The sequence below is a fragment of the Blastococcus sp. CT_GayMR20 genome (assembly GCF_004570345.1).
In genome coordinates, this window is record NZ_SPQM01000100.1 from 1 (window position 1) to 18,460 (window position 18,460).

Here is an 18,460-nt window from a genome sequence, read left to right on the forward strand (position 1 = left end):
GCGGCCGGAGCGGTGCAGCAGCGTGGCGGGGCGCACCGCACCGGCCCCGAACCGGCGGGCGGCACGGTCGGCCGCCAGCTCCGCCTCGCGGCGGCCGTGCTCCCGCGCGCCGAGCTCGAGCTGCTGCGGGGCGGAGTCGGCCTCCACCAGTCGCTCGGCCCGCACCCCGACCAGCCGGATGCGGGCGCGGTCGAGCCCGAGCGCGTCGAACAGGGCACGGGCCGTGTCGTACAGCTCCTGCCCGACGTCGGTGGGGACGTCGAGGGTGCGGCTGCGGGTGATCGTGGCGAAGTCGGCGAACCGGACCTTGATGCTCACGGTGCGCGCCAGCCATCCCCCCTCGCGCAGCCGGCCCGCCGTCCGCTCGGACAGCAGGAGCAGCTCACGGTGGATGACCGCCGGGTCGTCGATGTCGGTGCCGAACGTCTCCTCGTGCCCGGTGGACTTCTCCTGCTCGTCCGGGACGACACGGCGCGGGTCACGCCCCCACGCCAGCTCGTGCAGGTGTGCACCCAGCGCCGAGCCCAGCCCGCGCTGCAGGGTCTTCGCCGGCACGTGCGCCAGGTCGCCGACGGTGCGCAGCCCGAGGCGCAGCAGGATCTCCTCCGTCTTCGGGCCCACCCCCCACAGCGCGCCCACCGGCAGCGGGTGCAGGAAGTCCATGACCTCGGGCGGGCGGACGACGAGCAGCCCGTCCGGCTTGGCGCGGGTCGAGGCGAGCTTGGCCACGAACTTGGTGCCCGCCACCCCCACCGAGCAGGTGATGCCCTGCTCGTCGAAGACCCGGGCGCGGAGGTACTCGCCGATCTCCGCCGCGTCGCCGAGCCGCCGTCCGGCGCCGGAGACGTCGAGGAACGCCTCGTCCAGGCTCAGCGGCTCCACCAGCGGGGTGATCGAGCGGAACAGCGCCATGACCGAGCGGGAGACCTCGGAGTACAGCGCCATGTCCCCCGGCAGCACCGTCGCCGTCGGGCACAGCCGCAGCGCCCGGGCGGTGGGCATGGCCGCGTGCACGCCGTAGCGGCGGGCCTCGTAGGTGGCGGAGGTGACCACGCCCCGGTTGCCGGCACCGCCGACGATCACCGGCGTGCCGGCCAGCTCGGGACGGCGCCGCACCTCGACGCTGGCGAAGAACGCGTCCATGTCGACGTGCAGGACGGTGCATCCCTCCGCACGTCCGGCCGCTCGCAATCCCGCCCCCTCGCTCATACGTCGAACACCTGTTCGATCCGCTGTCCGGAGACTAACGGCACCGGCGGCGGCGCGCGCGCACCACCGCCGTGCCGTGTCGCTCCCGTGACCTCCCGGCGACCGCGGGTGTTCTCCCAGGTCGGGGCTGGTGGCTCGCCCACGTGTCGGACGAGGATGACGGAGGTAAGCAGTGACGGGGGGGCCGCCGTCCGGCGACCCCCGCAGCGACCTGGACGGAGAACTCATGGCGCTCGACGACGACATGACCAGCACGGAGGGTCCGGCCGACGGCGGTGCCGCCGGCACCCCGGGCACGCACGACGGCGGCGCGGACGGCGGAGCCGACAGCGGCGCGCACGGTCCCGCGGACGGTGGAGCCGATGGTGGCGCCGACGGCGGTGCCGATGGTGGCGCAGACGGTGGAGCCGATGGTGGAGCCGATGGTGGAGCCGATGGTGGAGCCGATGGCGGCGCCGATGGCGGCGCCGATGGCGGCGCGGACGGCGGCGCGGACGGTTCGGCCTGACCGAGGACCCGACCACGCAGGGCCGGGCGGAGCGTGAGCTCCGCCCGGCCCTGCGGCGGTGCACGAACCTCGACCCCCAGGTCTTCGCCGAGCAGTACTGGGCCCGCCGCCCGCTGCTGAACCGCGCTCAGGACATCGAGAGTGCGGCCCCTGGCGGGTCCTTCACCGACCTGCTCGACCTGGCCGCCGTGGACGAGTTGCTGTCACGGCGCGGGCTGCGCACCCCGTTCCTGCGGATCGCCAAGGACGGCGCCGTCGTCGACCCGAAGCGGTTCACGACGTCCGGCGGCGCCGGCGCCGAGATCGCCGACCAGGTGTCCTCCGACGCCGTCCTGCGGCTGTTCGCCGACGGCAGCACCGTCGTCCTGCAGGGTCTGCACCGGCTGTGGCCGCCGCTGATCGAGTTCGCCGACCAACTGGCCGCCGACCTGGGGCACCCCACGCAGGTCAACGCCTACATCACCCCGCCGTCCTCCCGCGGGTTCAGCCCGCACTACGACGTGCACGACGTCTTCGTGCTGCAGGTGGCCGGCGAGAAGCACTGGACCATCCACGAACCGGTGCTCCGCGACCCGCTGCGCACCCAGCCGTGGAACGACCGCGCCACCCAGGTGGCGGCCGCCGCTGAGGGCGAGCCGGTCATCGACGCGGTGCTGCGCCCCGGCGACGTGCTCTACCTGCCGCGCGGGTTCCTGCACGCGGCCACCGCGCTCGGCGAGATCAGCGCGCACCTGACCATCGGCATCCACTCCGTCACCCGCTGGGGCGCTGCGGAGTCCGCACTGGATCTTGTGCGCACGTTGGCCGCCGCCGATCCAACGCTCCGCGGGTCGCTGCCCCTCGGACTGGACCTGGGCGACCCCGACAGCGTGCGGGACGACGTCGCCGGCGTGATCGCCGGCCTGCAGGACTGGCTGGGCCGGCTCGACCCGGCGGAGGTGGCCGACCGGCTGCGCGCCTCGACCTGGGCGCAGGTCCGCCCGGAGCCGGTCGCCCCGCTCGCCCAGTCCGCCGCCGCGGCCGCACTGACGCCGGAGACGGTGCTCCGCCTCCGCCGGCGCCTGCGCTGCTCGCTCCGCGACGCCCCGGACGGCCGCGTCACCCTCCTGGCCGGCCGGCGCTCGCACTCCTTCCCGGGCACCGTGCGGGAGGCCCTCGCGGCGCTGCTCTCGACCGGCGAGCTCAAGGTCGGCGACCTGCCCGGCATGGACGCGGCCGACCGGACGGCGCTCGCCCGGCGGCTGATCACGGAGTCGATCGCGACCGTGCCCGACGCGGGACCGCGCCGGTGGGGGGCGTGAGCGCACCTTCCTCGCCGCGCCCGCTCGGCCGGCTGGACCCCGACCGGTGCTCGGTCCGGGCGCTCGACCGCGGGGACTCCCCCGTCGCCACCGCCTCGCCGGCCCAGCGCTGGCTGCTGATCGAGCAGTCGGGGCCGTGGGGGCGGGACGCGCTGATCGAGTCCCGGTTCGACGCCGGGGTCGCGCCCGAGCTGGCCCGCCGGTCGCGCGCCGAGAACGTGCGACTGCTGCTGGTCCGCCGACCCGGCGACCGGCTGGCCGACTCGGGCCGCCGGTGGGCCTACGCCGACAGCCGGCCCGGCCGGGAGGGGCTGTGGTGGTCGACGCGGGCGACCGACGCCGACCTGCTGACCGCGCCCTGGGACGGCTCCGTGGGTGAGCTCTCCACCCGGCCGACGTATCTGGTCTGCACCCACGGCGGCCACGACGCCTGCTGCGCGCTCCGCGGCCGACCCCTCGCCCGCGCGCTGCCGGCGCCGGGTCCGGCCGACGTCTGGGAGTGCAGCCACCTGGGCGGCGACCGGTTCGCCGCCAACGTGCTCGTGCTGCCGCACGGCTTCTACTACGGACAGGTGCCGGGGGACGGCGCCGAGCTGGTCGCCGCGCACGAGCGCGGCCAGGTCGCCCTCCCCTGGCTGCGGGGCCGCGCCGGTGTGCCCATCCCGGGGCAGGCGGCCCAGCACACGGCCCGCGGCGAGCTCGGGCTGCTCGGCCTCGACGACCTGCCGGTGTCCTCGGTGCGGGCCCTGACTCCGCCGGGGGCGGAGGTCGAGCGGTGGACGGTGACGATGACCGGTCCGGACGGCGACGTGGTGGCGACCGTGGAGAGCCGGCCCTCGGTCGAGGCGGTCCGGCTCACCTGCCAGGCCACCCACCCGGCGCACTCCCGCACGTGGCAGGTGTCGCTCGGCTAGAGCAGCGCGCGACCGCGGGCGGTGAGCAGTGGGATCGCCAACTCGGTGGCGGTGAGGGAGCCGTGGAAGGCGACGAGCCGGCTCGGGCCCGGCTCCAGACGCGGCGTCGTGAGCGCCCAGCTGCCCCGTGCCAGCGCCACGACGTCGCCGATGCGGGCCGCGACGGCGTCGTCCACCGGTCCGAAGACGCCGCTGGCGATCGCCTCGCCGCGACTCAGGACGCACGCACGGTGGCCGAGGACCTCGCGCCACCGGGCCAGGACGTCGTCCTCCGCGCCGGGCTCGGCGTGCACGTAGCGGGCCCGTGGCTCCCCCGCGAGTACGCGGACGCCCTCGGCCAGCTCCGGCTCCTCGTCGAGGTCGAAGCGTGTGCCCTCCGGGACGTCGAGCATGCCGTGGTCGGCGGTGACGAGGAGCGCCGCGTCGTCGGGCAGGCCGTCGAGCAGCAGTTCCACGACCCGGTCGACGAGGGCGAGCTGCGCCCGCCAGGCGGGCGAGTCGACGCCGCGGACGTGGCCGGTGAGGTCGAGTTCGGGCACGTACCCGTAGACGAGGGCGCGGGGTGTGGCGGACAGCGCGGCCAGCACCTGGGCGGCCAGGTCGCCGTGGCTGACCGATCCCGGGTACTCCGCACCCCGGTAGACCGCGCGGGTCAGCCCGGACCCGGCGTAGGCGAACGGGCCCACCGCCGTGGCCGGGACGCCCGCTGCGGCCGTCTGCTCGAACACCGTGGGCTGCGACTGCCAGACGGCCGGGTCGGGGTCGTCGCGCCACTGGACGTGGTTGAGGAGGCGGTCCTCCCCCGGGACGTCGGTGACGAAGCCGAGGATGCCGTGGCTGCCGGGCGGCAGCCCGGTGCCCAGCGTCGCGAGGCTGACCGGTGTGGTGCTGGGGCACGGGGCGGAGAGGTCGCCAGCGGGGCGGGCGAGCCCGGAGAGGGCGGGCGCGATGTCGGCGTGCGCCCGGATGAGGTCGGCACCGAGACCGTCGATCAGCAGGACCGCTGCCCGGCGGGGGCCGCCGAGGGAGGTGGTGAGATCGAGCGGGTCCGCCGGGAGGTCCCCGCGCCGCACCGGCACCCCTATCGCCGCGGCGACGCCCGGCAGGACGTCGGCGAGGGTGGCCTCGCCGTAGCGCGGCACCGCTAGGTCCGGCGCTGGAAGGACCTCGTCCTGGGGCCGATCGGGCGAAGACATCAGGGGCGGGCGGCCAGGAGGTGCAGGCCGGTGGCGATGTCGCGGTAGGGCGAGGCCTCGGCGAGCGCCAGCTCCAGCGCGCGGACTGCCTGCGACGCGGCGCCGGAGGTGGCTTCCAGGAGATCGGCGACCACGGAGACGCCCCGCCACGGGCCGGGCTCGAGGCCGGCCTCCTCGACGAGGGCGAGCAACTCCTCCGGGCTGAACCGGCGGCGGGCGGGGCGGGACCGGCCGGGTGACGGGTCTCGGTCCTCCAAGAGGGCCAGCGCCTCGACGGGGTGCCCGGCGACCGCCCGGCCGAGGACGGCGCCGGCGCGGTTCGCCGTCGCGAGGCTGACCTGGCCGCCGGGGCGAAGCGCCCCGGCGATCTCCCGGAGGGTCACGGCGGGGTCGTCGACGACCTCCAGCACGTAGTGGCAGAGCGCCAGGTCGTACCCCTCGGTGCCCGCCGACGGGAGGACCTCGTGCAGCAGGTCGCCGTCCCCCTGGAGGCCGCGGACGCGGTCGCCGACCCCGGCGGTGTCGGCCCGGCGGCGCAGGGTGGCCAGGGCGTCGGCGCTGGGGTCGACGACGGTGACGTCGTGCCCGAGGCGGGCCAGCGGGACGGCGAACATCCCACTGCCACCGCCGACGTCCAGGACCCGCAGCGGGGTGCCCGCGGCGACGACCGGGTCGAGCGCTGCCCAGACGGCAGCGGTCCGGGCGGGCAGCTGCTCGGCGGACGAGGCAGGGGCGGTCGGCACCCGGCCGAGCCTACTGGCGGGTCCGACCGCCCACCCGGCTCGGCGGGATCAGGCGCCGTCGGCGGCCCGCCTGATCTCGGCGATGTCGATCCGGCGCATCTGCAGCATCGCCTGGGTGGCCCGCTGGGCGCGTTGCGGGTCGGGGTCGTTGAGCAGATCCATGAGCTCGGTCGGGTTGATCTGCCACGAGACACCGAACTTGTCCTTGAGCCACCCGCACTGGCTCTCCTCGCCGCCCTCGAGGAGGCGGTACCAGTAGTGGTCGGCCTCCTCCTGGTCCTTGCACGGGATCTGGAAGGAGATCGCCTCGGAGAACGGGAACTGCGGCCCGCCGTTGAGGCCGGTGTAGGGCTGCCCGTCGAGCCTGAACTCGACGGTCATCACGTCGCCCTCCTTCATGGGCGGCGGCATGTTCGGCCCGTAGCGGGTGACGTCGCCGATGCTCGAGTTCGGGAAGATCGAGGTGTAGTGCTGCGCGGCCTCCTCGGCCTGGCCGTCGAACCAGAGGCAGGGAATCTGCTGGGGCATCGCTGGGTCCTCTCATCGCGTCCGGCACGTCCACCGGTTGACGAGTAAGACCGTGGCCCGCCGCTGAAGTCATCGGAAGGGCTCCGTGAACCGGCGCGGCGCAGCTCAGAACGGCGCGAGGTCCAGGATCTGGGAATCCGAGGCGGGTGCCCCCAGCTCGTACGGTTCGAGGAATGCGGTGCCCGGTGGTCGGGTGACTCGGGTGACGCCGCTGGGCGTGGTCACCCACAGGGCGCCATCGGCGTCGAGGCGGAAGATCCATCCCGGAGCATGCGTCTTCAACCGGTGATGCCGACGGCACAGGCAGCACAGGTTGTCGCAGTCGGTCGGGCCACCCTCGGCGTGCGGGACGACGTGGTCCAGATCGGCCCAGCCCGTCCTGTTGCCGCAGCCGGGATGGCGGCATCCACGGTCGCGCGCCTTGGACCACCGCCGCTGTTGCGCTGTGGGCGAGTAGCCGTCGCTCGCCGGGGGTCTGCTCACGAGGGGGCAGTTGCAGTCGTCGCCGGAGTGCTGCGGACAGCCGCGGCGCACCGCCTGCTCGAGCTCGCGGCGTGTGAGAGTCGCGAGAAGCGCACCGCCGGAGCCCAGCAGGTCGCAGTGCAGGGAACCACCGGTGGGTGCCTGGAGGCCTCCCGGACAGACGGCGTCGAGAGCGGTGAGGAGGGCGCGCAGGTGACGAGCCGTGATCGGCTCACCCTCGACCTCGGCGACGCCGGTCGGCACGCCACCACTGGCGGGTACCGAAGGATCTGGCAGCAGCGAGTTCAGCGGCGCGAGCACCCGTAGCTCTGCGGTGACCGGCGGACGGCTGTCGTCCCCGGGGCGGAGCGTCATCTCCGTCATGACCTCGGCCCGGATCTGACCGATCGGACGCATGTCGCCGTCGGCCTTGGCCTGGCGCGCGTGTGCGTCCACCGAGCCGTACATCGCCGCGGCGACGGGCTGCGGAACGACGGTGACCACCTCGGACATGCCCTCGAGAGCCGACCGGCGGAGCAGGACGTCGGCGGCCGACCGGGCGCGCTGCCTCCGCCGCTCTGCCGCCTCCTCATCGCGACGAACCACCTCCGTGCGCACGAGTGCCTGCAGGCGACTGATCGAGAGCTCGGCCGCCTGGGGCAGCACGACGGCCTCGACCGAGGCCACGAGGTGTGCATCGAGATCGGGCCCGTACCGGTTGACCTCGGCGGCGATCGCCCGTGCGCGGGGCCAGTCGAGCTCCCCGTCGGCAAGGGCCGCCCACGTGTCCGGGAGCCGGTGGAACAGCGTCCAGGCCACCGAGATGAGTCTCGTCGCCTCACCCCGGGAGCAGTTCATAATCAAGGCGAGCTCGTCCGGGAAAAATTCCGAGACGCCCTCGGGGAGGGGGTCCCGGTCGGACCACGCGGGCGATACGGCACCCGGTGCGCCTGCCGGGCGGTCTCGGTCGCTGCTGCACCGGGTTGCCAACTGCACGACCATCTCGACGCGGTACGCCCAGAGCCGGCTGTCGGCGAAGTTCACCCGGCGCATCTCCTCGGCCATCTCACGATCCGTGCGCGCAGCCACGGGCATCAGCTCCCCCAGCCGCGCCGGATGCCAGTCCTGGTCGGAAGGCCACAGGTCTGCCGACGGGCCCGACGACACGGTGAGCTGGTCCACCGTCAGCCCGATCCCGAAGCCACCGCCCTCGAACACATGAGCGAATCTATGAGAGGGGTACGACAGAATTCGCTTGGACGAACTGAAGGATGTTCGCAGCTCCGGGCGGCCGAACGGCTGGACTGCTTGCCTCGTACTCCTGGCACGACGTGGCTGTCCGAGCGGCCCACTGTGGGACACCTGGTCGCATGCCGTGGGGAATGCGAAGGCGGACCGCCTACGACGGCCGCCAGAATGCTGCCGTGAGCTGGGCCGAGCACGTTTGGCGAGATCTCGACGCACCGAGGGCTCCCTCGGATCACGAACGTCGAATAATCGCCACCCTCGTTCAGGCGGTGGGGGAACCACTGCTGCAAGAGCAGGTCACGTCGGTCGTGATTGATGCGGTCTGCCGGTGCGGCTGCTCGTCAATGCGGCTCCGTACTGACTCGGCGGCCGTTCCCGCTGACACGGTGTCCAAGCTGTCTAGCCGGTGTCGACCTGACTACTTCGCGGTCGATGCCTCAGGTCGCGATCCTGGCTACCAGGACGTCAACGTCGTGCTGCACCTCCTGGGCGGCCGGGTGGGCGAACTGGAGGTCTTCGACGCCGTCAAGGGCGAGGGCGCTGCCGTTGCGCTGGACGGACTCGCCGGTCTGACCGAACCAACCGTGAGCTGAGCCGCCGTCACGCTGGCCGTCCCTATCGCTGAGCTTGTCCCTGAGCGGCCCACCCAGGACACGTAGGGCACGCCACTCTTGCCCTGAAGCGTCATTACCTAGGTGGTCCCGGAGGCGGCTTCGTCCAGTAGTGACCTGCCAACGCGGTGAAGAAGATGCCGATGAAGACGGCGATACCGCCGCCGATGTTCGCTCCTTCGTCCCACCAGATGATCGACGTGACGATGAAGAACGCGAAGAGCCCCACCGGCCAGAACGGCGCAGACGATGGCGGGTGCGCGGTAGTAGGAGTTGAAGTTGGAGTCCTCGCTCATGCCGCCTCTAGCTGTACTGACCGACGAATCTGGCACCCGGGCCAGCGTTCAGGCCGCGAACGAGGCGCACGTCCCCGCCGACGGCACCCTGGCACCGCGGATGCACTCCTGTCACGGACTTGGTCTCGATCGAGCGACACGGCCGATGTCCCTGAAGCCGCCTTCAGGGACGGACCCTTCTGATCGAACTGTCGTGGATCAGTGGCCGGAGCTGCCGGGGCTGGAGTGCCAGAGCTTGCGGGGCGGACCGGATGCCGCCCGCCGTGCCGCGGCCTTCGCGTCCTCGCCGGCGGGCTTGATGTCGGCGTACGGCGACATCCGGAAACCGGTCGGGTGGACCAGCACCGGACGCACCATGACCGGACGCTGCCCGTGCGAGGCCGCCGCCCCGGCGATCGCCTGCTCCGTGAACTCCCCCGGCGCGGCCATCAGCTCCTGCACGCCCGACAGTCCGTCGGCCTCCCACGCCTCGTGCAGCGCCGGCAGCTCCCACGCCCCGGTCGCCCGGAGCGAGACCCCGCGGGGGCCCGTCCGGCGCAGCACCCCCCGGATGACCAGCAGCCAGGAGTGGAAGACCGTCGCGGCGTAAGGACCCTGCGCGTCCTCGAAGAAGGTCGAGTCGGTGCAGCCGGTGCCGTCGTCGAGGGTCACGAAGACCACCCGTCGTCCCGAGCGGATCGGCGGGGTCTGGGTGGCGACCTTCACCCCGGCGACCAGCACCTCCGCGCCGCTGCGGCAGGTGAGCATCTCCCCCGCCGGAACCGCGCCGATCGCCGCCAGGAACGGCCGGTAGAAGTCGATGACGTGCCGGCTGGCGTCCAGGCCCAGCACCTCCAGCTCCGCCCGCACCAGCTCGGCGTCGGTGAACTCCGGCAGCCCGCTGCCCTGCGCCCAGCTGGGTCCGGTCTCCTCCGGAGCATCGTCGGACTCCTCTGACAGACCCAGCCCCATGAGGTCGAGGCTGAGCTGCCCCGACGAGCTCGCCCGGGCGCCGCTGCGGCTCCACCGGTCCAGCTCCCCGATCTGCAGCAGCAGGTCGCGCCGGGTCACCTGCCGGCGCCGGTGGGTGGGCCGGCCCGCCTCGCGATCGCGCACTCCGAAGCCGTAGAGGGAGTCGAAGCCGCCGGCCAGCACCAGCCGCTCGACCACCGGGCGGGACACCGACGCCCGGGACCAGAAGTCGGTCAGCGACCGGTAGGGCTGCCCCATCACGATCCGGGCGACCTCGTCGTCGGAGATGCCCTTCACGTCGGCCAGCGCCAGCCGGATGCCGTAGTCCGACGGTGACCGCATCGTCGCCGGCATCCACTCCGGCCGCCGCCGGGCGGGGTCGGCATCCTCCGCAGGGTCAGGGCCGGGCTCGAGCAGCTCGACGCGGTAGGTGTCGGACGAGGCGTTGACGTCCAGGCCCAGCACCCGGATCCCGAAGTTGCGCGCGTCGTCGAGGATCAGCCGCTTGGGGTACATGCCGGGGTCGTGGGTGAGCACCCCGGCGAGGAACGCCGCCGGATGGTGGGTCTTCAGCCACGCCGACTGGTAGGTGGGCAGCGCGAACGCCGCCGCGTGGGCCTTGCAGAAGCCGAAGGACCCGAAGGCGGCGAGCACCGTCCAGACCTGCTCGGCCACCTCGACCGGATAACCGGCGGCCAGCACCTGCGGCACGAACCAGGCCCGCACCTCCGGATGCGCGTCCTTCTCCCCCAGCGCCCGGCGGACCTCGTCGGCCTCGGCGAGGGTGCACCCGGTCATCCGGGCGACGATCTGCAGCACCTGCTCGTGGAAGACCACCACCCCCGCCGTCTCCGCGAGGGCGAACTCGAGGTCGGGGTGCGGGTAGACGGCGTCCCGCCAGCCGTTCCGGGCCATGAGGAACGGCGTGACCATGTCGCTCTTCACCGGCCCGGGCCGGAACAGCGAGATGTCGATGATGATGTCCTCGAACGTCCGCGGCCCGAACTTGCCGACCAGCTCGCGCTGCCCGGGCGACTCGATCTGGAACATGCCGAGCGTGCGGGTGCTCTGGATCAGCTCGAACGTCGTCGGGTCGTCGCGCGGGATCGCGTCGATGTCGACGGTCTCGCCGTCGATCCGGGCCACCTCGTCGAGGGCGTGCGCGATGGCCGACTGCATCCGGATGCCCAGCAGGTCGAGCTTGAGCAGCCCCAGCTCCTCGACGTCGTCCTTGTCGAACTGGCTCATCGGATAGCCCAGGTAGCTGTTCTCCACCGGGGTGCGGTCGAGCAGCGTGGCGTCGGAGAGCAGCACGCCGCACGGGTGCAGCGCGATGTGGCGGGGCAGCCCGTCGAGGCGGGCGACGAGGTCGAAGAGCAGGTCCAGGTCGCCGGTGCCACCACCGCGACGGGACCCGAGCCGGCTGGCCCGCAGCTCCGGGAGGTCCTTCAGCGCGGCGTGCACCTGGTTGGCCCGGATGTGCGGGAACGCCTTGGCGACGGCGTCGATCTCGGCCGGGGGCAGGCCGAGGGCCGCGCCGACGTCGCGGATGGCGTGCCGCACCCGGTAGGTGTCCATCATCGAGATGCAGCTGACCCGGTCGGCCCCGAAGCGGTCGATGACCGCGTCGTAGACCTCCATGCGCCGGGCGGATTCCACGTCGATGTCGATGTCGGGCAGCTGGTGGCGCAGCGGGGAGAGGAAGCGCTCCATCAGCAGGCCGTAGCGCAGCGGATCGACGTCGGAGATGCCCAGCAGGTAGGTGACCAGGCTGCCGGCACCCGATCCCCGCGCCGCCGCCCGAACCCTCAAGCTCTTGATGAGGTCGACCACGTCGGCGACGGTGAGGAAGTAGGAGGGGTAGCCGAGCTGGTCGATCACGCCCAGCTCCTCGTCGAGCCGCTGCCGCACCCGCTCCGAGGGGGCCATGCCGCGGCGGCCCATCCCCGCCTCGCAGCGGGCCCGCAGGATCTCCGAGGGACCCATCCCCCGCTCGGCGGGGGTGGTGACCACGTCGAGCTCGGGATAGCGGACGCTGCCGATGCCGAGGTCGTCACGGAGGTCGACCACGCACTGCTCGGCCAGCCGGGCGGTGCGCTCGAGCAGCCGCAGGGCGGCGTCGCGGTCGGGGCCGACGAGCTCCTCGGCCACCGCGGCCATCTCCTTGCCCGACTTCAGGTACCCCTCGGCGGTGCGCCGGTCCACGTGCCGCGTGTCGAGCGCGACCAGCCGGCGGGCCGCGTCCAGCACGTCGGCGGTCGGCGCGTCCAGGGCGTCGACGTACCGGACGGCGTTGCTCAGCACGACCGGCAGGCCGTTCTCCTCGGCGAACCGCAGCATCGCCTGCGCCCGCGACCGGTCGCCCTGCCCGCGGTGGTGGACGACCTCGAGCACCAGCCGCCCGGGCCCGAACGCCGCGCGCCAGGAGTCGAGGTGGGCGACGGCGAGGTCGCCGCGCCCGGTGAGCAGCGCCCGGCCCACCGGGGAGCCGGGACCGAGCAGGGCGATCAGCCCCGGGGAGTGCTCGGCGGCCATCGCCAGCGAGCTCACCGGCTCCCCCCGCGTCCCGCGCAGGTGGGTGGCGCTGGTCAGCCGGCACAGCGACCGCCAGCCCCCGCCGTCCCGGGCGAGGAAGGTGACCCGCGGCAGCCGCGGATCGACGCTCGCCCCGCCGCGGGCAGGACTCCGGCGGACCGGTGCCTGCAGGCGCGGTGGCCGGACCCCTCCCCCGACGGGACGACCCAGCGGCGGGGCCAGTGTGGTGTCCAGGGCAGGGGCGATCGCCAGGTCGACACCGAAGATCGGGCGCACTCCTGCGGTCCGGCAGGCGAGGGCGAACTTGACCGCGCCGTAGAGCCCGTCGCGATCGGTCAGGGCCAGCGCCGCCATGCCGTGCTCGGCGGCCCGCGTGACGAGGTCGGCGGGGTGGTTGGCCCCGTACTGCATGGAGTAACCGGACGCGACGTGCAGGTGGACGAAGGGGTCGTTCACCTCCGGGAACGCGAGCCGGGGCCACCGGTGCCCCGCGGGCGGGTGAACGGTGAACGGGAGGGTTCGGGTGCGGCCGGAGCCGGGGTGGCGAGGAAGTTCTCCACCACGACGAGGAAGGCCCCGACGTCCCGGACCAGGTCGTCGGCCTCGCGCTCGGTGACCGCGTGGGACAACCCGGCCTCGGCGGCGGCCCGCTTCGCGGCGCCGGCGGCGAAGAAGGTGGCCCACTCCCCCAGCTCGGGAGCCACCTGACCGAGCAGCACCCAGGCGCTGCGCGGCCGGCGGCGGGCCGGTTCGGGCCGGGTGCGGGCGGCCAGCACGCCCGCGGCCGCCCGCAGCGCACCCAGGTGCGCGGTGGCGTACCGCTGGCGCGGATCGGTGTGCCCGGTCGCCTCCCGGAGCGCGCGGTGGGCCTGGTCGAGGAGCTGGGTGGCCGCGGGGGGCAGCGCGGGGGGCAGAGGCAACTGGGTGGGCACGGCTCGGAGGGCGCTCATCAGTCGTGCACCCGGACGAGCCACCAGCGGTTGCCGGCGGCGTCCCAGGACAGGTCGTAGACCCCGGCGAAGCTCGTCCGGGACCGGCCGGCCCGCACCGCCTCGACCCGCCAGACCTCCTGCGTGGCGACCAGGTCGGACGACGCGCCGCCGAAGCCGGCCCCACCGGGGACGCCGGCCCCCCGTCGCCACCAGGGAGCGGTCTGCACCCAGGAGTCAAGCAGCTCCCCCACCAGGTAGCGGGACTGCCCGCGCCAGAACTGCACCGGACCCAGCGGACCCCGCTCGACCTGCACCTCTTCGCCGACCTGGTCAGCGACCTCACCCAGTACCCGGCTCATGCCAGACTCCCCACCTCTCGCCCGCCTCGCACGCCGGCCCCGGACCACCGCTCCGGGCGGGGAAGGGCCGAGGAGCGGTGGAGGACCGGCGTTCTGTCGAACACGTGTTCGAACAGGGACAAGTAGACCGGACGGCGGAGGGGGCGTCAAGCGCAGACGGGCGTGTCCCGCGCAGCCCACGGGGTCGTTCCGACGGCGCTCCCGGGTGACGCACGCCGCCGGGACCGGTGGGAGGATCCGCACATGACCGCGCCGGAACACCCACGGGTCGCCGAGGTCGCGCGACTGCTCCGCGAGGCCGGCGTCCCCGGCGCGGTGCGCCACCTGCCCGACAGCGCCCGCACCGCGGCGGCCGCCGCGGCGCAGCTCGGCGTCGAGGTGGGCGCGATCGCCAACAGCCTGGTCTTCGACGTCGCGGGCAACCCGCTCCTCGTGCTCACCAGCGGCGCCCACCGGGTCGACGAGTCGCTCGTCGCCACACTGCTCGGCGTCCCGGCCCTCTCCCGCGCGACCCCGGAGTTCGTCCGCCGGCACACCGGCCAGGCGATCGGCGGCGTCGCCCCCGTCGGCCACCCCGAGCCGATCGGCACCCTGGTCGACATCGAGCTGGCGCGTCACGAGCAGGTCTGGGCGGCGGCCGGGCACCCGCACACCGTCTTCCCCACGACGTTCGACGAGCTGCTCCGGCTGACCGGCGGCACGCCGGCCGAGGTCGGCACGGAGGCGGCTGCCCGATGACGGGGACGAGGCCCGCGACCCGCGTGGTCGAGCTGCCCACGCCGTGGCTGCGCGACCACATGCACGAGGCGCTCACCATCTACGGCCTGGCGATGGGCTACGACTCCGCCGTCGTCGCCGGCCGGTACGGCTACGCGATCCAGCACACCGACCGTCCCGGGTTCCGGGCGGTCGGCGCCTTCGCCGAGTCGCCGGACGGCGAGCAGCTCGTCGGGTTCGGCTACGGCTACGTGGTCGCCCCCGGGCAGTGGTGGCACGACCAGGTGCGCGCCGCCCTCGACCGCCGGACGGCGAGGAAGTGGCTGCCCGGCGCCTTCGAGGTGTGCGAGCTGCACGTCCACCCCGACCACCAGAGCCAGGGCCTCGGCCGCCGGCTCCTGCACGCCCTCGTCGCCGACCTGCCGCATCCGGCGGCTCTGCTGTCGACCCCGGACGCCGACACGAAGGCCTTCCGGCTCTACCACGCCGACGGCTTCGTCGACCTGGCCCGCGGCTACCACTTCCCCGGCGACTCCCGGCCCTTCGCGATCCTCGGCGCCCGACTCCCCCTGCATCCGCGCGACCCCGCGGCGGCGAACAGCAGAGCGTGACCTCTCCCGGAGCCGCCTCCTCCGCCGTCGACGTCGTGGTCGTCGGGTCCGGCCACAACGGGATGGTGGCCGCCTGCTACCTCGCCCGCGCCGGGCTCTCGGTCGAGGTGGTGGAGTCCGACGACGTCCTGGGCGGGGCCGTCTCGACCGTCGAGCGGTGGCCCGGTGTCCGCGTGGACCGCGGCTCCAGCGCGCACGTGATCATCCGGCAGAGCGGCATCCTCGAGGAGCTCGACCTGGCCGCGCACGGGCTGCGCTACCTCGACTGCGACCCGTGGGGCTTCGCCCCCGCGCCGTCCCCCGGGTCGTCCGGTCCGGACGGGCAGCCCCTCGTCCTCTCCGTCGACCTCGACGCCACCTGCGCCTCGATCGCCGCCGCCTGCGGCCCGGAGGACGCGGCGGCCTACCGCCGGTTCGTCGAGGTCTGGGCGCCGCGCAGCCGCGCCGTCGCCGCTTCGTTCGGCCGGCGCCCCGACGCCGCCGGGCTGCTCCGCTCGTTCTGGCCGCTGGGCGCGCCGTCCGACGGCCGTCCCCGGACCCCCGGGGGCGAGCTCGCGGTCGACTTCCTGAGCTCGGGTGATGCCCTGCTGGACCGCTGGTTCGCCAGCGAGCGGCTCAAGGCGGCCCTGGCCTGGTTCGGTGCCCAGTCCGGTCCGCCCATGTCCGAACCGGGCACCGCGGCCATGGTCGCCTGGGCGACGCTGCTCCACGACGTCCCGCCCGGGCACCCGGTCGGCGGCTCGGGCGGCCTGACGGCCGCGCTGCGGCGGCGGCTGGAGTCCGACGGCGGGCGTGTCACGCTCGGGGACGGCGCCGCGCGGCTGCTCACCAGCGACGGCCGCGTCACCGGCGTGGAGACCGTGTCGGGACGCCGGATCGCCGCTGCCGCCGTCCTGGCGGCGTGCCACATCGGCGTCACGCGGATGCTCGCCGGCGACGCCGCTCCGCCGGCGCTGGCCGACGCCGACCCGCCCCTCGGCAACGGCTTCGGCCTGGTGGTCCGGGCGCTGACCGACGCGCCGCCGGCCTATCCCGGCGTGCCCGGCGAGGTCGCATCGCAGGGCCTGCAACTGCTGTGCACCGACCGGGCCGAGCTCGCCGCGGCGCACGGCGACTGGGCGGCGGGGCGGCTGCCCCGGGCGCCGGTCCCCCTCGCGATGTGCTTCTCGGCCGGCGACGACACCCTCGCCCCGCCCGGGCAGCACGTCGTCACGGTGTGGGGGCAGTGGTACCCGTACGCGCTGGCCGACGGCGGGAACTGGGACGACCTCGCCGAGTCCGAGGGGCAGCGGCTCGTCGCGGCGGTGGACCGCCACGCGCCGGGCTTCGCGGACTCGGTACAGCGACTGTACGTACAGACGCCGCTGGAGCTGGAGCGCGAACTGTCCCTGCCCCGTGGCAACGTCATGCACGTGGAGATGGGCCTGGCCAGCATGTTCGCGTTCCGGCCCACGCCTGCGCTCTCCGGCTACACGGTCCCGGGCCTGGCCGGTCTCTACCTGGCCGGTGCCTCCACGCATCCGGGTGGTGGGGTGTCGGGCAACTCGGGGCGCACGGCCGCCCGGGTGCTGCTCGCCGACCGGCGGCCCGTCTCCCGCGCCCGCTCGGCGGCGGCCCGCAGCCTGCGGCGGACGGCCGCCCGCCTGCGGCCGGGTCCGACGTGACCAGCGTGGCGGCGACGCGGCTGCGGCTGCCCCGGCTCGCAGCCGTGCCCCTGCTGCTCGCCGTGCTGCTGGTCCTGACCGCGATCGCCTATCCCCTGACGGACGGCGCGGCCCGCGACGCCGTCAGCTGGACGATCGTCGTCCTCGGCTCGACGCTGTCGGTGGTGCATGCCGGGCTCGCACGAAGAGCCCGCACGGCACTGGGCCTGCTGGTCCTGGTCGCGGTCACCGCGGTCGCCTTCGAGGCGTTCGGGCTGTCCACCGGCATCCCGTACGGCCGGTACACCTACAGCGATGCCCTCGGCCCGACGCTGCTGGGCGTGCCGTTCCTCGTCCCGCTGGCCTGGCTGATGATGGCGTGGCCGAGCTGGGTGCTCGCCGAGCGGCTGGCCCGCCCGGTGCGGCCGCACCGGCGCGGAACCGTGCGCGTCCTCGCGGCGGCCGGCGTCTTCGCCGCCTGGGACGTCGTCCTCGATCCGCAGATGGTGCAGGCCGGCTACTGGACGTGGGCCCACCCTGCGCCGGGCCTGCCCGGCATCGACACCGTGCCGCTCACCAACCTGGCGGGGTGGCTGCTGGCCGGCGTGGTGCTCATGGCACTGCTCGACCTGCTGGTCACCCGCACGTCCGTTCCCGACGCCCCTCGGGTGGGGCCGGCGGCGCCGTTGCTCGCGCTGGGCTGGATGACGCTGGGCGGAGCGCTGGCCCACGCGGGCTGGCTCGGTCTGCCCGGATCGGCGGCGTGGGGTGCGGGGCTCGCGGGCGTCGTGCTCCTGGTCCTGTTCCTGCAGGAGCGGCGTGCCCGGGCGTCTTCCCGGTGAGCGGTCGGGCGATCCGGGCGCTGTCGGGGCTGTCGGTGCTGGGCGCGCTGCACGCCCTCCTCAACGTGCTCCTGCTGCGCCGACCGCCGGCCGATCCGCCGCCCGTCCGCCGTCCCGTGGCCGTGGTCGTCCCCGCCCGGGACGAGGAGGCGCAGATCGGGGGGTGCCTCACCGCCCTCCTCGACCAGCGGGGGGTCGCCGACCTGCGGATCGTCGTCGTGGACGACGGCTCCACCGACGGCACCGCCGAGGCGGTCCGGTCCTTCCCCGATCCCCGTGTCCGGCTCGTCCGCGCCGACCCGCCCCCTCCGGGTTGGCTGGGCAAGCCGCACGCCTGCGCGACCGGCGCGGCGGCGGCACCGGCGCGGGGCGCCGACGACGTCCTGGTGTTCGTCGACGCCGACGTGCGGCTCTTCCCCGACGCGGTCGCCGGGGCCGTCGCCGTCCTGGAGCGGAACGGACTGGACCTCGTGTCCCCCTGGCCCCGGCCCCTGGCGGTCGGCGTCGCCGAGCGCCTGGTGCAGCCGCTCGCGCCGTGGCTGTGGGCGACGACCCTGCCCCTGCGGCTGGCGGAACGGTCCTCGCGGCCGTCGCTGGCCGCGGCGAACGGGCAGTTCCTGGTGCTCACGCGCGCGGGGTACGACCGGGCTGGTGGGCACGCCGCCGTCCGCGACCAGGTCCTCGAGGACATCGCGCTGCTGCGGGCGGTGAAGCGTTCCGGCGGTCGCGGGGTCCCGGTCGACGGCTCCCGGCTGGCCGCGTGCCGCATGTACGACGGCTGGCCGGCGGTGCGCGACGGGTACGCCAAATCCCTGTGGTCGGCGGTCGGCGGTCGTCCCGCGGCGAGCGCCGCC

Annotated in this window: 18 protein-coding genes; 9 read left to right on the top strand and 9 right to left on the bottom strand. The window is 74.5% G+C overall.

Annotated features, from left to right (window positions below; all coding sequences use genetic code 11):
* Window positions 1–1,209, bottom strand: a 1,209-nt coding sequence (gene dinB / locus E4P40_RS19395) for a DNA polymerase IV (RefSeq protein WP_135160142.1), incomplete at its 3' end; no start/stop codon positions are given.
* 226 nt (window positions 1,210–1,435) lie between these two features.
* Here dinB and E4P40_RS19400 point away from each other — a divergent pair.
* The 3 genes from E4P40_RS19400 (at window position 1,436) to E4P40_RS19410 (ending at window position 3,932) form a co-directional block, all read left to right on the top strand.
* On the top strand, window positions 1,436–1,717 hold the full coding sequence (locus E4P40_RS19400; protein ID WP_135160157.1) for a BatC protein: 282 nt from the start codon (window positions 1,436–1,438) through the stop codon (window positions 1,715–1,717).
* A gap of 188 nt (window positions 1,718–1,905) precedes the next feature.
* Entirely contained in the window at window positions 1,906–3,018 is a 1,113-nt protein-coding gene (locus E4P40_RS29380; protein WP_348519652.1) for a cupin domain-containing protein, read from the top strand.
* Entirely contained in the window at window positions 3,015–3,932 is a 918-nt protein-coding gene (locus E4P40_RS19410; RefSeq protein ID WP_245160444.1) for a sucrase ferredoxin, read from the top strand. The genes E4P40_RS29380 and E4P40_RS19410 overlap by 4 nt, the downstream gene beginning before the upstream one ends.
* Here E4P40_RS19410 and E4P40_RS19415 read toward each other — a convergent pair.
* The 4 genes from E4P40_RS19415 to E4P40_RS19430 all read right to left on the bottom strand — a co-directional run bounded on the left by E4P40_RS19415 (window position 3,929) and on the right by E4P40_RS19430 (window position 8,079).
* Window positions 3,929–5,074 (bottom strand): nucleotide pyrophosphatase/phosphodiesterase family protein, encoded by a 1,146-nt coding sequence (locus E4P40_RS19415; protein ID WP_245160445.1) that lies wholly within the window; start codon window positions 5,072–5,074, stop codon window positions 3,929–3,931. The genes E4P40_RS19410 and E4P40_RS19415 overlap by 4 nt on opposite strands.
* Window positions 5,075–5,127: 53 nt before the next feature.
* Window positions 5,128–5,871 (bottom strand): methyltransferase domain-containing protein, encoded by a 744-nt coding sequence (locus tag E4P40_RS19420; protein ID WP_135160145.1) that lies wholly within the window; start codon window positions 5,869–5,871, stop codon window positions 5,128–5,130.
* A gap of 48 nt (window positions 5,872–5,919) precedes the next feature.
* Entirely contained in the window at window positions 5,920–6,399 is a 480-nt protein-coding gene (locus E4P40_RS19425; RefSeq protein ID WP_135160146.1) for a VOC family protein, read from the bottom strand.
* A 105-nt stretch (window positions 6,400–6,504) separates the two neighbouring features.
* Window positions 6,505–8,079, bottom strand: coding sequence for an HNH endonuclease signature motif containing protein (locus tag E4P40_RS19430; protein ID WP_135160147.1), 1,575 nt, complete (start codon window positions 8,077–8,079; stop codon window positions 6,505–6,507).
* 206 nt (window positions 8,080–8,285) lie between these two features.
* On the opposite strand from E4P40_RS19430, the gene E4P40_RS19435 reads away from it, so the two are divergent.
* The gene (locus tag E4P40_RS19435; RefSeq protein WP_135160148.1) at window positions 8,286–8,702 is read left to right on the top strand and encodes a hypothetical protein; all 417 of its coding nucleotides are present in this window, start codon (window positions 8,286–8,288) and stop codon (window positions 8,700–8,702) included.
* A gap of 94 nt (window positions 8,703–8,796) precedes the next feature.
* On the opposite strand, the gene E4P40_RS28205 is transcribed toward E4P40_RS19435, so the two are convergent.
* From E4P40_RS28205 to E4P40_RS19450, 4 genes are all read right to left on the bottom strand, one after another.
* Complete coding sequence (locus tag E4P40_RS28205) at window positions 8,797–8,949, bottom strand: hypothetical protein (protein ID WP_167762303.1); 153 nt, start codon at window positions 8,947–8,949, stop codon at window positions 8,797–8,799.
* A gap of 265 nt (window positions 8,950–9,214) precedes the next feature.
* Window positions 9,215–12,958 carry a DNA polymerase III subunit alpha gene (locus tag E4P40_RS19440; protein ID WP_135160149.1) on the bottom strand — a complete coding sequence of 1,248 codons (3,744 nt, stop codon included), beginning with the start codon at window positions 12,956–12,958 and terminating at the stop codon, window positions 9,215–9,217.
* Window positions 12,955–13,452 (bottom strand): SAV_6107 family HEPN domain-containing protein, encoded by a 498-nt coding sequence (locus tag E4P40_RS19445; protein WP_167762304.1) that lies wholly within the window; start codon window positions 13,450–13,452, stop codon window positions 12,955–12,957. Before E4P40_RS19445 ends, E4P40_RS19440 begins: the two co-directional genes overlap by 4 nt.
* The gene (locus tag E4P40_RS19450) at window positions 13,452–13,793 is read right to left on the bottom strand and encodes a DUF6504 family protein (RefSeq protein ID WP_135160150.1); all 342 of its coding nucleotides are present in this window, start codon (window positions 13,791–13,793) and stop codon (window positions 13,452–13,454) included. The genes E4P40_RS19445 and E4P40_RS19450 overlap by 1 nt, the downstream gene beginning before the upstream one ends.
* A 243-nt stretch (window positions 13,794–14,036) precedes the next feature.
* On the opposite strand from E4P40_RS19450, the gene E4P40_RS19455 reads away from it, so the two are divergent.
* From E4P40_RS19455 to E4P40_RS19475, 5 genes are all read left to right on the top strand, one after another.
* On the top strand, window positions 14,037–14,531 hold the full coding sequence (locus tag E4P40_RS19455) for a YbaK/EbsC family protein (protein ID WP_135160151.1): 495 nt from the start codon (window positions 14,037–14,039) through the stop codon (window positions 14,529–14,531).
* The gene (locus tag E4P40_RS19460) at window positions 14,528–15,121 is read left to right on the top strand and encodes a GNAT family N-acetyltransferase (RefSeq protein WP_135160152.1); all 594 of its coding nucleotides are present in this window, start codon (window positions 14,528–14,530) and stop codon (window positions 15,119–15,121) included. The genes E4P40_RS19455 and E4P40_RS19460 overlap by 4 nt, the downstream gene beginning before the upstream one ends.
* Complete coding sequence (locus tag E4P40_RS19465) at window positions 15,118–16,785, top strand: NAD(P)/FAD-dependent oxidoreductase (RefSeq protein ID WP_135160153.1); 1,668 nt, start codon at window positions 15,118–15,120, stop codon at window positions 16,783–16,785. Before E4P40_RS19460 ends, E4P40_RS19465 begins: the two co-directional genes overlap by 4 nt.
* Window positions 16,782–17,606: a carotenoid biosynthesis protein gene (locus tag E4P40_RS19470; RefSeq protein WP_135160154.1), complete on the top strand. Its 825-nt coding sequence runs from the start codon at window positions 16,782–16,784 to the stop codon at window positions 17,604–17,606. Before E4P40_RS19465 ends, E4P40_RS19470 begins: the two co-directional genes overlap by 4 nt.
* Window positions 17,603–18,460: glycosyltransferase family 2 protein (locus E4P40_RS19475; protein WP_135160155.1), on the top strand; the 858-nt coding region annotated here is incomplete at its 3' end. The genes E4P40_RS19470 and E4P40_RS19475, both read left to right, overlap by 4 nt.